Below are 13,469 nucleotides of genomic sequence, written 5' to 3' on the forward strand. Positions count from 1 at the left end.
CCGTGCGCTCCGGCAGACACATCACTCGCCACGCAGGCGCGAGCGCTCGGCATCGATCAGCACGAGCTCCTGCTGCACCGCTGTGCGCGCAGCTGCATCGGCCGGATCGGCGCGCTGGAGCCGGCCAAGAGCATCCGCCTTGCGTCGCAGCAGCTCCCTGTCGACGAGCGACGCGGTGACCGATGAGGCGTACGAGGAGACGCCCGCCTCGTCGCGTGCGGGCACCGGAGCGACGCTCAACTGCCGAACGAGACTCGCGAACGGCGGTGGCACCTCACCTGCCACGCGCTCCACCCAGGATGCTGCGCCGTAGACATCGAGGTTCGCGGCCACGGCATCCCGCACGACGGCGAGCGACGGGTTGGAGAACCTGGCCTCCGCAACCGCTCGCGCGCGTTCCGGCCACACGTGCTGCGGATACTGCAGAAGCGCCATCAGCGCCTCGCGCTCCAGACGCGTCGCCGGATCCGTCCCGAGGCTCGCCAGCGTCACCTCCGGCTCACGCAGCACGGGTTCGCTGCGGGAGTCGCCCTGGCGTCCTCGCGACTGTTCGTCCGAGGACCCGCCGTTCGAACGAGCGGATCCCTGCCCAGCGGGTGCCCGCCGCACCGCCGTCTGCACCTCGCCCAGCTCCACGCCGAGCATGCGAGCGAGTTGGCGGGTGTATCCGGGTCGCAGTGCGGGATCCCGGATGCCTGCCACGATCGGCGCGCACTCGCGCAGCGCGGCCACGCGGCCCTCCACCGTCTCGAGGTCGTACTTGCTCAGCGCCTGCCGGATGACGAACTCGAACATCGGACGCTTCGTGTCGATCATGCGCCGCACAGCGGCGTCGCCTTGCGCCAGACGCAGATCACACGGATCCAGGCCCTGCGGCCCGACGGCGACGTACGTCTGCGCGGCGAACCGCTGCTCCTCGCCGAACGCCCGCAGAGCCGCCTTCTGCCCTGCCTCGTCCGGATCGAACGTGAAGACGACCTCGCCGAGACCGCTGTCGTCGCCGAGCACTCGGCGCAGCACCTTGATGTGATCCACGCCGAAAGCGGTGCCGCAGGTGGCGACGGCCGTGTCGACACCGGCGAGGTGGCACGCCATCACATCCGTGTAGCCCTCCACCACGACCACCCGGTGCGAGCGCGAGATCTCACGCTTGGCGAGGTCGAGCCCGTAGAGCACCTGCGCCTTGTGGTAGATCGCCGTCTCGGGGGTGTTCAGGTACTTCGGACCCTTGTCGTCGTCGAACAGTCGACGTGCGCCGAACCCGACGGTCTGCCCGGTGACGTCACGGATGGGCCAGATCACGCGTCCGCGGAACCGGTCGTAAGCGCTCCCGCGCTCGCCCGTCGACACCAATCCGGATGCCGCCAGCTCCTCCGCGGTGAACCCCCGGCCACGCAGGTGTGCCCCGAGGGAGTCCCAGGTGTTCGGTGCGAATCCGACTCCGAAGTGCTCAGCGGCCACCGGATCGAAGCCGCGCTCGCCGAGGAAGCGGCGGGCGGCATCCGCGTCGGGGGCTCCCAACCGCTCGCGGAAGAACTCTTCTGCGGCTGCGTTCGCGGCGATGAGCCGAGCGCGGTTCCCGGTCTCCGCGGCGGCGGGACCGCCGTCCTCGTAGTGCAGCGTGTATCCGAGGCGGGCGGCGAGCCGTTCGACGGCGTCCGCGAACGTGACGTGGTCGATGTTCATCAGGAACTCGTACACGTCACCGCCCACGCCGCATCCGAAGCAGTGGTAGAGACCGACGCCCGGGCGCACCTGGAAGCTCGGGCTGCGTTCGTCGTGGAACGGGCAGAGACCCTTGAGCGACCCGACGCCCGCGGTCTTCAGGGTGACGTAGTCGCCGACGATGTCGGCGATGTTGGTGCGGGCCTTGACCTCATCGACATCGCTCTGTCGAATGCGGCCCGCCATGGGCTCGATTGTACTGGCGAGGCACGGCCGGCATCGGCGAGGCCATCGGGCCTGGGGATGAGCGTCCTTGCAGCCGAAACGCGGTCAGGCCCGGGAGCCGTGGGTCAGGCGCTCGAACCAGGCGATGGCGGACTGATCGGTGAGGCTGGCGACCTGGTCGACGATCACACGTCTGCGTGCCGCGTCATCCACGGCGAGCCGCCAGTCCTCGGCGAATCCCGGGTCGAGATCGGCGTCCTCTGTGCGAAGCAGGGCGTCGGCCAGTTCGGCCAGCATGGTGCGCTGTCTGGCGTAGATGGGCTGCCGCGTGTTGCGTGACATCACGAACGTGGCGACGATCCCCTTCAACACGGCGATCTCCGCCTGGATCTCCCTCGGGACGACCATGTCGGCACCGAACCGGATCAGGCTGCTCTGCGGATAGGCGTCCCTGGTGGCCCGCGCCGACGTCACGGCGAACCGGCCGATCAGCTGGCTGGTCAGGTTCTTCAGGCGTGCCTGGGCGCGGCGCGAGCCGTCCCAGTCGTCGAGCCAGGCATCCAGCCTGTCCAGACGGTCGAAGGCGGCGATGAGCTCGTCGTGGCCGACGTCGCCGCCGATCCACTCGTACATCGACGACACGAGGGCGTCGTGATCGAGGCGCGCGCCGAGCGCCGCCACGTCGATGTAGCCGTTCACCACGGCGTCCTCGAAGTCGTGCACCGAGTACGCGATGTCGTCGGAGAGGTCCATGACCTGAGCCTCGATGCAGCGGACTCGGTCGGGAGCACCCTCGCGGAGCCAGTGGAACGCGGGCTCGTCGCCGGCGTAGAAGCCGAACTTCGCGCGACCGCTCGGGTCGGCGACCGAGGAGGCGTACGGCCACGGGTACTTGCAGCTGGCGTCGAGGCTCGCGCGGGTGAGGTTGAGTCCGTACGGATGTCCGTCAGCACCGAAGACCTTGGGTTCAAGTCGGGTCAGCAGCCGCAGCGTCTGCGCATTGCCCTCGAATCCCCCGATGTCCGCCGCCCACTCCGACAAGGCACGCTCGCCGTTGTGCCCGAACGGCGGATGTCCGATGTCGTGAGCGAGGCACGCGGTGTCGACGACATCCGGATCCAGTCCGAGGCTGGACGCCAGCTCCCGTCCGACCTGAGCGACCTCCAGCGAGTGGGTCAGCCTGTTCCTGGCGAAGTCCAGACCGGCCGTCGGGCTGAGCACCTGCGTCTTCGCCGCCAGTCGGCGCAGCGCGCTGGAGTGCAGCAGGCGCGCCCTGTCGCGGGCGAAGTCGCTGCGTCTGGTTGAGTGCTCCTCCGGCAGCCAGCGCTCGCGATCGAACGCGGTGTAGCCGGCCTGCTCGGCCAAAAGGTTGTGGTGAGCAGGAACGCTCGCCTGCGCGGAACCGTTCGGCTCAGAGCGGTGAGGCGCCGCCGAGGGGTCCGGCTGTTCCGGGGACGGCCCGGCATTCGGGATGGAGCCGAACTCACCCGCCACTCGTGTTCACCTCTGCCTCTGCCAGCTGGGCGTGCTGCTCTGCCGCAATGCTGCGGGACTCGAGCCAACGATCGGGGAGCGCGGGGTTCTTCGGCGTGCCTGCGCGGCCGCGCGGACCTTCGGCATCCTCACCCGGATAGCCGATGGACGGATCCAGCGTGCCGAGCAGGTCGTCCAGCTGCTGCAGCGACTCGACGGTGGCCAGCTTCGCCCGCAACTCTCCGCCGACCGGGTACCCCTTGAAGTACCAGGCGACGTGCTTGCGGATGTCGCGGCATCCGCGCTCCTCGCTCTCGAAGAACTCGACGAGCAGTTCAGCGTGCCTGCGGAACGCCGCCGCGACCTGTCCGAGCGACGGATGCGCCGTGGCAGCTGCCGCCTCGGCCTCCGTGATCTGGCCGGCATGGGCACGGAAGGCTGCGGACAGGTCGCCGAAGAGCCAGGGCCTGCCGAGGCATCCGCGGCCGACGACGACGCCGTCGCATCCCGTCTCCTCGACCATGCGGATGGCGTCCTGCCCTGTCCAGATGTCGCCGTTGCCGAGCACGGGAACGCTCGTCACCGTCTCCTTGAGCTTCGCGATGGCGGGCCAGTCCGCGTGGCCGGAGTAGAACTCGGATGCCGTGCGCGCGTGAAGCGCGATGGAGGCGACGCCCGCGTCCTCCGCGATGCGCCCGGCCTCGAGGTAGGTGAGGTGGTCGGAGTCGATGCCCTTGCGCATCTTGATCGTCAACGGCAGCTCGCCCGCCGCCTCGACGGCGTTCGTGACGATGTCGCGGAACAGGTCGAGCTTCCAGGGCAGTGCCGCTCCCCCGCCCTTGCGCGTCACTTTGGGCACCGGACATCCGAAGTTGAGGTCGATGTGGTCGGCGCGGTCCTCCGCGACGAGCATCGTGACGGCCTCGCGCACCGTCTTCGGGTCGACGCCGTAGAGCTGGATCGACCGCGGCGTCTCGCTCTCGTGGTGCCTGATCAGCCGCATCGACTCCGGGGTGCGCTCCACGAGTGCTCGGGACGTGATCATCTCGCTCACGTAGAGTCCTGCGCCGAACTCGCGGCACAGTCGGCGGAACGCGGTGTTCGTGATCCCCGCCATGGGCGCGAGCACCACCGGCGCGTCGAGGCGCAGCGGGCCGATGGCCAGCTGTCCTGCCGTCTGGGATTCAGCGCTTAGTGTTGCGGAGGGAGACATCGCTCATGATTCTCCCAGATGGCACCTGAAAGAACAGGAGCCTGGGGAGAACCACCCGCGGGAGGGACGAGGACGCATGGCGCACGGACGCGAACGAGTCCTGGAGGACGCCGCGGCACGCGGCGTCGAGGTGCTGATCGTCGAGCGCCCGCAGGCGAACTCGCTGCACGAGGCTGCAGCACTCCTCGGCCTCGAGCCATCCGGCATCGTGAAGACGCTCGTCGTGAAGCGTCACGACGGTGACTATCTCTTCGCACTGGTGCCAGGCGGCCGCAAGATCTCGTGGGCCAAGCTGCGCACGCTGGTCGGTGTGAACAAGCTTTCGCTGCCCGATGCGTCCCTGGCGCTGGATGCCACCGGATACGAGCGAGGAACGATCACGCCGTTCGGATCCACCACGGCATGGCCCGTGTTCGCAGACGCGCAGGTCGCCGGGCACACCGTCGCCCTGGGAGCCGGCGAGCACGGCTACAGCGCCTTCGTCGACGGCGATGAGCTCATCGCCGCGTTCGGCGCGACGGTGGCGGACATCACCGACCCGGAATAGCGGGTCACTCGGGTTTCGACGAGCTCAGCCCCAGGTGCACAAGGGTCAGCCGACGGCAGGTGCCGTCTCATCCTCCGCGGCCTGAGCCCACGGCACCGCGCAGACGTCGCCGTCGCAGACCACAGCGTTCGGGTCGCCCAGCGGCTTCAACCCGCTCATGCTCCGGCCTTCACCGCGTCGTCGGCTGCGGAATCCGTCCCGGATTCGCGTTCGTCCCACACCTGCTCGAGCACCTGCGCGAACGTCGCCGCCTCCTGCGCTCCCGAGACGCCGTACTTGCCGTCGATGACGAAGAAGGGAACCCCGTTGATGCCGAACTCCTGCGCGGTCGCCTGGTCCTCGCGGACCGCGGCGAGGTACTCGTCGTGCGCGAGTGCGCCGCGGGCGTCTTCGCGGTCGAGGCCGATCTCGGCTGCGTAGTCCGCCAGGTCATCGATGCGTCCAACGTGCCCGCCCTCGATGAAGTACGCCTTCAGCAGGCGCTCCTTCATCTCGATCTGCTTGCCGTGCGCCTTCGCGTAGTGGATCAGCTCGTGGGCCTTGACCGTGTTGGTGTGCTGCATGGCCGGGAAGTCGTAGGCAAGCCCTACCGACTGTGCGATCCCGCCGACGCGCTCGAGCATCTGCTCGGCCTGCTCAGGGCTGATGCCCTTGTGCTGCGCCAGGTAGTCGGCCTCGTTGCCCTCGAAGTCGACAGGCGTGTCCGGCGACAGCTCGAACGAGTGATACTCCACCTCGACGGCGCGGCCGTCGCCGGATCCGGCGAAGAGTCCCGCGCCCGCCTCGAACTTGCGCTTTCCGATGTAGCACCACGGGCAGGCGACGTCGGACCAGATGTCAATCTTGATGGGATCACTCACGAAGGGGTTCAACTCCACGCGCTGGCGGCGTATTCCGTTGGTAGCATCCTGTGGTGCTCGGTCCGGACGATCCGCTGCCTGCCGTGCGACGCGTGCTGGTCGCCGGCGTGACCGGATCGGGCAAGACGACACTGGCGCGACGCCTCGGAGCCGAATGGCGGCTGCGTCACGTCGAGATCGACGCGCTGTTCCACGGTCCGAACTGGACACCGCGGCCCCGGTTCCTCGACGATGTCCGGGACTTCGCCGCCGAGGACCGCTGGATCACCGAATGGCAGTACTGGAGCCAGGGCACGGATGCGCTGCTGGCGCCACGCGCCGAACTGGTCGTCTGGCTCGACTATCCGTACCGCGTCGTCCGATCACGGCTCATCCGGAGAACGCTGCGCCGGAGCATCCTCAGAACGAAGCTGTGGAACGGGAACGTCGAACCGCCTATCTGGAAGTGGTTCTCGAAGCCGGAAGACGAAGACATCCTGCGCTGGCAGACCGCGACCCTGCAGAAGTGGCACGAGCGGATGCCCGGCATCGAGAGTCGATACCCGCAGCTGACGATCCTGCGGTTGCGTCATCCGCGGGAGACGAAGCGATGGCTCGACGTCCATCGATCCGATGATTCCCGCGTTGCGGATCCGACATCGACGGAAACCGGCCCCGACCGCTGACGAAACATCCGATGAATGCGATACCGTGGCACCCAGACGCCGCGGTCAGTCGAACGCGCGGCCCGACCGCCCCGGAGGATTCAGCTCGATGTCCGATTCCACGCTCGACTGGTTCGTCCACGACCGGTTCGGTCTCTTCGTGCACTGGGGGCTGTATTCGCTCGGCGCACGCCACGAGTGGCTGATGAACCGGGAGCGCATCCAGGTCGCCGAGTACGAGAAGTACGCGCGCCACTTCGAGCCAGACCTGTACGACCCCGCCGAGTGGGCGGAGCAGGCGAAGCGGGCGGGGATGAAGTACGTCGTGCTCACGACCAAGCACCACGAGGGCTTCTGCCTCTGGGACTCCAAGCTCACCGACTACACCGTGATGAATACGCCCTACGGCAAGGATGTCGTGCGGGAGTATGTCGACGCCGTCCGCGGCGCCGGGCTCAAGGTGGGCTTCTACCACTCGCTCATCGACTGGCATCACCCGGACTTCCCGATCGACGGCCACCACCCGCGACGGGACGACGCAGACGCCGCTGCGCAGAACGAACACCGCGACATCGCCCGCTACCGCGACTACCTGCACGGGCAGGTCCGTGAGCTGCTCACGGAATACGGGCAGATCGACTATCTCTTCTTCGACTTCTCCTACGAGCACAGCGACCACGCCGACATCTGGGGCGGAAAGGGTGCGGCGGCCTGGGCATCGGAGGAGCTGCTCGCACTGGTGCGCGAGCTTCAGCCGGGCATCCTCGTGAACGACCGTCTCGGCATCCCCGGCGACTTCGTGACGCCCGAGCAGTATCAGCCCACCGCTCCGATGGAGGTCGACGGGATGCTCGTCCCCTGGGAGGCGTGCCAGACGATCAACGGCAGCTGGGGCTACTACCGGGACAACCACAACGACAAGTCGGCCGACATGCTGGTGCGGATGCTCATCGACGGCGTCTCGAAGAACGGCAACCTGCTCCTCAACGTCGGCCCCACGGGTCGCGGCGACTTCGACCCGACGGCCTCCGCGACGTTGGAGCGCATCGGCACGTGGATGCGACGCCACTCGCGGTCCATCTACGGCGCAGGTCCCAGCGACTTCACCCCGCCAGCGGATGTCCGCTACACCCAGCGCGGCAACCGGCTCTACGCCCACCTCTTCGCGTGGCCGTTCGAGAACCTGCACCTTCCGGGCCTGGCAGGCAAGGTCGAGTACGCCCAACTGCTGGATGACGCATCCGAGCTCGGCATGCGCGTGATCGATCCGTCTCTCCGCGCGCAGAACACGGGCATCGGCGGCCAGCCGGAGGGAACGCTCACGATCACCCTGCCGGTGACGCGCCCCGACGTGATCGTGCCCGTCGTCGAACTCTTCCTTCGGGACTGACGTCCCACCGGCTGACCGACGCGCCGACCCACCGAGACGAGACTGACGCGCGGTCCCACCGGGCACATACCCGTGGGATCGCCCGACGGCCGCGCCCCGCAGAACAACGTCGACCGAGGACCCGCGGGTCAGCCGTTCTCACGCCCCGGCGTGTCCACCGCGCCGCCGAAGCGACGGTTGCGCGACGCATACAACTCGATCGCCTGCCAGAGATCCGTGCGGGAGAAGTCCGGCCACAGTGTGTCGAGGAACACCATCTCCGCATAGGCGCTCTGCCAGAGCAGGAAGTTGCTGGTGCGCTGCTCCCCCGAGCTGCGCACGAAGAGGTCGACGTCGGGCAGATCCGGCAGGTACAGGTGCCGTTGGATGGTCTTCTCGGTGACGGCCGAGGGCCGCAGCCTGCCCGCCGCGACCTCCGTGGCGATGTCTCGCACGGCATCCGCAAGCTCATTGCGACCGCCGTAGTTGACGCACATCGTCAGCGTGAGCACATCGTTTCCGGCCGTGAGTCGTTCCGCGAACTGCAGCTCCTTGATGACGGATGCCCACAGTCGCGGCGTGCGCCCGGCCCACCTCACGCGCACCCCCCACTCGTTCAACTGGTCGCGCCTGCGATGCAGCACGTCCCGGTTGAACCCCATGAGGAAGCGCACCTCGTCGGGCGATCGGCGCCAGTTCTCCGTGGAGAACGCGTACACGCTCAGGTGCTTCACACCGACCTGGATGGCGCCGGCGACGACGTCGAGCAGCGCGGCCTCGCCGGCCTTGTGCCCCTCGATGCGGGTCAGACCCTGGCGGTTGGCCCAGCGTCCGTTCCCGTCCATGACGAGCGCGACGTGGTCGGGCACGACGGATGCCGGCAACTCCGGCGGGTAGATCCCGGTCCAGTCGACGGGACGGTACTCCACGGCATCCTTGTGCGTGAACGGCTTCGGGGTCATGTGGTCGCTCCGGTCGTCTCTGCGCCGAGGTGGTCGTACGGGTGGGCATCCGCTCCGGGAACAGCGACCGTGTCCGAGTCGGCGACGCCTCGCTGCGACGCCTCGCGCGACACGTAGGGCAGTGACCGCAGCCCGCGCTCCAGGTGCCACTGGGTGTACGCCGCGACGATGCCGCTCGCCTTGCCGCGAGTCCCGGAATCCGACGCCTCCGCCGCCGCCCAGTCGCCGCGCAGGAGCGCGGAGAGCAGTTCGATCACCTCGCGTCCCACGCGTGGTGCGCCCGGCGGTGCGCAGTTCGCGCACACCACACCACCGAGCTGCACGACGACGGCTGCGTGCTCGCCGACGGTTCCGCAGCGCGAGCAGGTGTCGAAGCTGGGCGCCCATCCGGCGATGGACAGCGCGCGCAGCAGGTACGAGTCGAGCGTGAGGGATGCCTCGTGCTCTCTTCGTGACAACGATCGCAGCGCCCCGATGAGCAGCAGGTACTGCTGCGGGGACCCCTCGGCCTCGGTGAGCCTGTCCGCCGTCTCCACCATGGCGTTCGCGGACGTGAAGCTCGCGTAGTCCATCGCGATCGGTGCACCGTACGCGCCGAGGGACTCCGCCTGCGTCACGATGTCGAGGCTGCGGCCCTCGTACAGCTGCACGTCAGCCACCATGAACGGTTCCAGCCGTGCGCCGAATTTCGATGCGGTGCGTCGAACGCCCTTCGCAACGGCCCGGACCTTGCCGTGCCCGCGGGTCAGCAGCGTGACGATCCGGTCGGCTTCGCCCAGCTTGTGGGTGCGCAGCACGACGGCTTCATCACGGTAAAGGGGCACCCGTCGATTATCCCGCGTGCGCCCGACGTCCCGTGTCCGGCCGTCCGGACGGATCCGTTCTCGCGCCTCCCGGGGCGATGCATTCCGCGTGGTAGAAACTGAGCCATGACCTCGACGTTCAGCCTTCCGCTGTGGGCGGAGCTCGTCGCGGTCGCCGTCGGCAGCGTGCAGGGGGCGGCCTACGCATCCGGATTCCGCGACCGTCGCATCGACCTGCTCGGCGTGGCCATCATCGGGGCGGTCACGGGTCTCGGCGGCGGCGCGCTCCGCGACATCCTGCTCGCCACAGGGCTCGTGGCGCTGCAGACGAACTGGTACCTGCCGGTGGCCGTGCTGTCCGCTCTGGCTGGAATGCTTCTCGCCCGGCTGTTCCACCGCATCGACTGGACGATCACCATTCTCGACGCCCTGACCATCGGTCTCTTCGGCGCGATCGGTGCCACCAAGGCGCTCTCGATGGGGTTGCCAGGCATACCGGCGATCTTTGTCGGCGTGGTGTCAGCGGTGGGCGGGTCCATCTTGCGCGACATTCTGCTCGGCACGCCCATCGGCGTCATGCACGTGGGTTCGCTCTATGCCGTCGCCGCTGGCGCGGGCACCACCGTGCTCGTCGTCGGCGTCGAGCTCGGCCTGCCCATCGCGCCGGCCTCCGTCGCCTGCACGGTCGTCACGATGGCTGTGCGGCTTCTCGCCGTGCGCTTCGGATGGAGCCTGCCGGAGCAGCGCACGCTGTCGTTGCGCCGTCCGCGCATCAGCTTCGCCCGCCTCGGCCGACGAGGACCGGATGCCCGCACCGCGTCCCCGCGCACCGGCAGCATCCCCACCTACCGCGAGGTCAAGCGGACCGACGACACGGAACCTCCGGAGTCCGGACCGCCACCGTTCTGACGCAGCGGGCCACGGACGTCTGTCGTCTCCTCGACCGTCTGATGGCTCGGATGGTCACCATCGGATCGTTGCTGCGGCAACAGATCCGCGTGCGTGGATCAGGTGGCGTCCCACAGGGTGCGGTAGAACGCGATCCGCTCGTCATCCGGCTTCACCCCGTACGACTCGTAGTAGAGGTCGGTGTAGCCGAGGCCGTAGTTCCACTCGGTGCTCCAGGCACCGATCGCGATGTCGGCCCAGCGATCCGCGACTCCGAGACGTCCCAGGTCGACGTAGCCGGCCACGGCGCCGTCGTCGGCCAGCAGGGTGTTCGGAGCACAGGCATCCGCATGGCACACGACGAGCCGGTCAACGGCCGGCACAGGTCCCAGCGCATCAAGCGCTGCCACACGCTCGGCGATGCCCTCGGACCGGCAGCGGGCGATGCGATCCTCGACGGACCAGGAGTACGGGCATCCTTCGACCGGAAGAGCGTCGTGGAACGCCCGGAGCCCGCTGCCCAGGGCGCGCACGGCTCGCTCGGGATCCGCGCGCCAGCGCTCGGTCACCGCATTCGTCCCTGGAAGCCCTCGCGTCACCAGCAGTTCGCCGTCGTCGTCGGCACGGAAGTCGAGCACGGTCGGCACGCGCACGAAACGGGCGGCCCAGGCAAGACGTTCGGCCTCCGCCTCGAGGTCGAGCTCGCTGTGCGGAGGAGCCCATTTCGCGAACACAGCCTCGTCGCCGACGCGTGCCCGGACCGTGACACCGCCGGCCTCGTTGACCCACACCACTTCTTCGATATGGTCCCCGAACCGCCTCATGAGCGGTTCGGGGACCACGAACGACGTGTCAGGCGCTGAGGCCAGTGTGCTCACGTCGCGCGAGCCGACGACGAACCCCGAGTCAGGGGATGCGTCGTCGGACACCGAAGCATCGCCCATTCAGACCGAGGCGAGCTGGCGGGAGTCGACGCCGCCGACGCGCACCGCTCGGTTGACGGCCGAGACGATCGCCTTGAGGGATGCCGCAACCGTGTCCGCGTCGATCCCCACGCCCCACAGCCGCTGATCGCCGACCTGCAGCTCCACGTACGAGGCAGCCTGGGCGTCGCCGCCCTCCGACATGGTGTGCTCCACGTAGTCGTAGAGGGACACGTCGATGCCGCGATCCTTCAGCAGCGTGAGGAACGCATTGATCGGACCGTTGCCTCCGGCCTCCGCCCACTGCACGCCGTCGCCGTCGCGCAGCTGGACGCGCAGGTTGACCGTGCCGTCGGCATCCTTCGTCGTCGCGGTGGACTGCACCTCGAAGCGACCCCACTTCTCCGTCTGCTCGACGTTCGGCAGGTACTCATCGGTGAAGATCGCCCAGAGCGCGTCGCTCGTGACCTCGCCGCCCTCGGCATCCGTCTTCGCCTGCACCACTCCGGAGAACTCGATCTGCAGCTTGCGCGGCAGGTCGAGCGAGTGGTCGTTCTTCAGCAGGTAGGCGACACCGCCCTTGCCGGACTGGGAATTGACGCGGATGACGGCCTCGTAGCTGCGCCCGAGATCCTTCGGATCGACGGGCAGGTACGGAACCGCCCACACGATCTCGTCGACTTCGGCACCCTGGTCGCTCGCCCGCGCCGCCATGGCCTCGAAGCCCTTCTTGATGGCGTCCTGGTGGGACCCGCTGAAGGCGGTGAAGACCAGATCGCCGGCCCACGGGTGACGCTCGTTCACGGGCAGCTGGTTGCAGTACTCGACGGTGCGCTTGATGCCGTCGATGTCGCTGAAGTCGATCTGCGGGTCGATGCCCTGTGTGAACAGGGTCACGCCGAGCGCCACGATGTCGACGTTGCCGGTGCGCTCTCCGTTGCCGAACAGGCATCCCTCGATGCGGTCGGCACCGGCCATGTATCCCAGCTCCGCGGCGGCGATGGCCGTGCCGCGGTCGTTGTGCGGGTGCAGCGACAGGATGACGTTCTCGCGGTGGTTCAGGTGGCGCGACATCCACTCGATCGAGTCCGCGTACACGTTGGGCGTCGCCATCTCGACCGTTGCCGGCAGGTTGATGATGACGTTGCGCTCCGGCGTCGGCGCGAAGATCTCCAGGACCTGGTTGCAGATGTCGGCCGCGAACTCCAGCTCGGTGCCCGTGTAGCTCTCCGGCGAGTACTCGTAGTACACCGTCGTGCCGGGAACGCTGGATTCCATCTCGACGCACTTGCGCGCACCGTGCAGCGCGATGTCGATGATGCCCTGCTGGTCGGTGCGGAACACGACCTCGCGCTGCAGCACGCTCGTGGAGTTGTAGAGGTGGACGATCGCCTGCTTGGCGCCCTTGATGGCCTCGTACGTGCGCTCGATGAGGTGGTCGCGAGCCTGCGTCAGCACCTGGATCGTCACGTCATCAGGAATGGCGCCGTCTTCGATCAGGCTGCGCACGAAGTCGAAGTCGGTCTGGCTCGCGCTCGGAAACCCGACCTCGATCTCCTTGTAGCCCATGCGCACGAGCAGGTCGAACATGATCCGCTTGCGCTCGGGGCTCATCGGATCGATCAGCGCCTGGTTGCCGTCGCGCAGATCGACGGCGCACCAGCGCGGTGCCTTGGTGATGCGGCCATCCGGCCAGGTGCGGTCCGGCAGATCGACGCGGATCTGCTCATGGAACGGCTGATACCGGTGGATGGGCATCGACGACGGCTGCTGGGTGTTCTTCATGGTCTTCTCTACTTCTCGTTCTCGCGATGGGTTGTCAGCCGACGACAAACTCCGCGACGAGGAAGGCCGAGAGAACTAGGCCTCGTCGCGGCAGCTAAGAAGGAGCAGGCCG

At 68.1% G+C, this 13,469-nt stretch carries 12 protein-coding genes; 4 read left to right on the top strand and 8 right to left on the bottom strand.

Features of this window, described 5'->3' with window-relative positions; all coding sequences use genetic code 11:
• Positions 1-21: 21 nt before the first annotated feature.
• From dnaG to dusB, 3 genes are all read right to left on the bottom strand, one after another.
• Positions 22-1,911: a DNA primase gene (gene dnaG, locus ACX9R5_RS12780; protein ID WP_459409409.1), complete on the bottom strand. Its 1,890-nt coding sequence runs from the start codon at positions 1,909-1,911 to the stop codon at positions 22-24.
• 84 nt (positions 1,912-1,995) lie between these two features.
• Complete coding sequence (locus ACX9R5_RS12785) at positions 1,996-3,255, bottom strand: deoxyguanosinetriphosphate triphosphohydrolase (RefSeq protein ID WP_459409410.1); 1,260 nt, start codon at positions 3,253-3,255, stop codon at positions 1,996-1,998.
• Between the two features lie 118 nt (positions 3,256-3,373).
• Positions 3,374-4,576 (bottom strand): tRNA dihydrouridine synthase DusB, encoded by a 1,203-nt coding sequence (gene dusB / locus ACX9R5_RS12790; protein ID WP_459409411.1) that lies wholly within the window; start codon positions 4,574-4,576, stop codon positions 3,374-3,376.
• A gap of 76 nt (positions 4,577-4,652) precedes the next feature.
• On the opposite strand from dusB, the gene ACX9R5_RS12795 reads away from it, so the two are divergent.
• A complete protein-coding gene (locus ACX9R5_RS12795; protein WP_459409412.1) occupies positions 4,653-5,123 on the top strand; it encodes an aminoacyl-tRNA deacylase in 471 nt (156 codons plus the stop codon).
• Positions 5,124-5,278: 155 nt separating this feature from the next.
• On the opposite strand, the gene ACX9R5_RS12800 is transcribed toward ACX9R5_RS12795, so the two are convergent.
• The gene (locus ACX9R5_RS12800) at positions 5,279-5,983 is read right to left on the bottom strand and encodes a DsbA family oxidoreductase (RefSeq protein WP_459409413.1); all 705 of its coding nucleotides are present in this window, start codon (positions 5,981-5,983) and stop codon (positions 5,279-5,281) included.
• Between the two features lie 53 nt (positions 5,984-6,036).
• On the opposite strand from ACX9R5_RS12800, the gene ACX9R5_RS12805 reads away from it, so the two are divergent.
• Together ACX9R5_RS12805 and ACX9R5_RS12810 are read left to right on the top strand one after the other, a co-directional pair.
• Entirely contained in the window at positions 6,037-6,648 is a 612-nt protein-coding gene (locus tag ACX9R5_RS12805) for a P-loop NTPase family protein (RefSeq protein ID WP_459409414.1), read from the top strand.
• 88 nt (positions 6,649-6,736) lie between these two features.
• Positions 6,737-8,017, top strand: coding sequence for an alpha-L-fucosidase (locus ACX9R5_RS12810; protein ID WP_459409415.1), 1,281 nt, complete (start codon positions 6,737-6,739; stop codon positions 8,015-8,017).
• A gap of 128 nt (positions 8,018-8,145) precedes the next feature.
• Here ACX9R5_RS12810 and ACX9R5_RS12815 read toward each other — a convergent pair whose 3' ends face one another.
• Entirely contained in the window at positions 8,146-8,958 is an 813-nt protein-coding gene (locus ACX9R5_RS12815; protein WP_459409416.1) for an isoprenyl transferase, read from the bottom strand.
• On the bottom strand, positions 8,955-9,782 hold the full coding sequence (gene recO, locus ACX9R5_RS12820) for a DNA repair protein RecO (RefSeq protein ID WP_459409417.1): 828 nt from the start codon (positions 9,780-9,782) through the stop codon (positions 8,955-8,957). The genes ACX9R5_RS12815 and recO overlap by 4 nt, the downstream gene beginning before the upstream one ends.
• 105 nt (positions 9,783-9,887) lie before the next feature.
• Between recO and ACX9R5_RS12825 the strand changes: the two genes are divergently transcribed.
• Positions 9,888-10,670 (top strand): trimeric intracellular cation channel family protein, encoded by a 783-nt coding sequence (locus tag ACX9R5_RS12825; RefSeq protein WP_459409418.1) that lies wholly within the window; start codon positions 9,888-9,890, stop codon positions 10,668-10,670.
• A gap of 98 nt (positions 10,671-10,768) precedes the next feature.
• Here ACX9R5_RS12825 and ACX9R5_RS12830 read toward each other — a convergent pair whose 3' ends face one another.
• Both ACX9R5_RS12830 and leuA read right to left on the bottom strand, forming a co-directional pair.
• Positions 10,769-11,593 (bottom strand): phosphotransferase, encoded by an 825-nt coding sequence (locus tag ACX9R5_RS12830; protein WP_459409419.1) that lies wholly within the window; start codon positions 11,591-11,593, stop codon positions 10,769-10,771.
• Positions 11,594-13,357 (bottom strand): 2-isopropylmalate synthase, encoded by a 1,764-nt coding sequence (gene leuA / locus ACX9R5_RS12835; protein ID WP_459409420.1) that lies wholly within the window; start codon positions 13,355-13,357, stop codon positions 11,594-11,596. It abuts the gene before it with no gap.
• Positions 13,358-13,469: the final 112 nt, after the last annotated feature.

The sequence above is a fragment of the Rathayibacter sp. CAU 1779 genome (assembly GCF_054551755.1).

Coding starts and splice junctions, on each gene's coding strand:
- ACX9R5_RS12825 (WP_459409418.1), top strand. CDS start 9,888: ATGACCTCGACGTTCAGCCTTCCGCTGTGGGCGGAGCTCGTCGCGGTC.
- ACX9R5_RS12795 (WP_459409412.1), top strand. CDS start 4,653: ATGGCGCACGGACGCGAACGAGTCCTGGAGGACGCCGCGGCACGCGGC.
- dnaG (WP_459409409.1), bottom strand. CDS start 1,911: ATGGCGGGCCGCATTCGACAGAGCGATGTCGATGAGGTCAAGGCCCGC.
- leuA (WP_459409420.1), bottom strand. CDS start 13,357: ATGAAGAACACCCAGCAGCCGTCGTCGATGCCCATCCACCGGTATCAG.
- dusB (WP_459409411.1), bottom strand. CDS start 4,576: ATGTCTCCCTCCGCAACACTAAGCGCTGAATCCCAGACGGCAGGACAG.
- ACX9R5_RS12815 (WP_459409416.1), bottom strand. CDS start 8,958: ATGACCCCGAAGCCGTTCACGCACAAGGATGCCGTGGAGTACCGTCCC.
- ACX9R5_RS12830 (WP_459409419.1), bottom strand. CDS start 11,593: ATGGGCGATGCTTCGGTGTCCGACGACGCATCCCCTGACTCGGGGTTC.
- ACX9R5_RS12810 (WP_459409415.1), top strand. CDS start 6,737: ATGTCCGATTCCACGCTCGACTGGTTCGTCCACGACCGGTTCGGTCTC.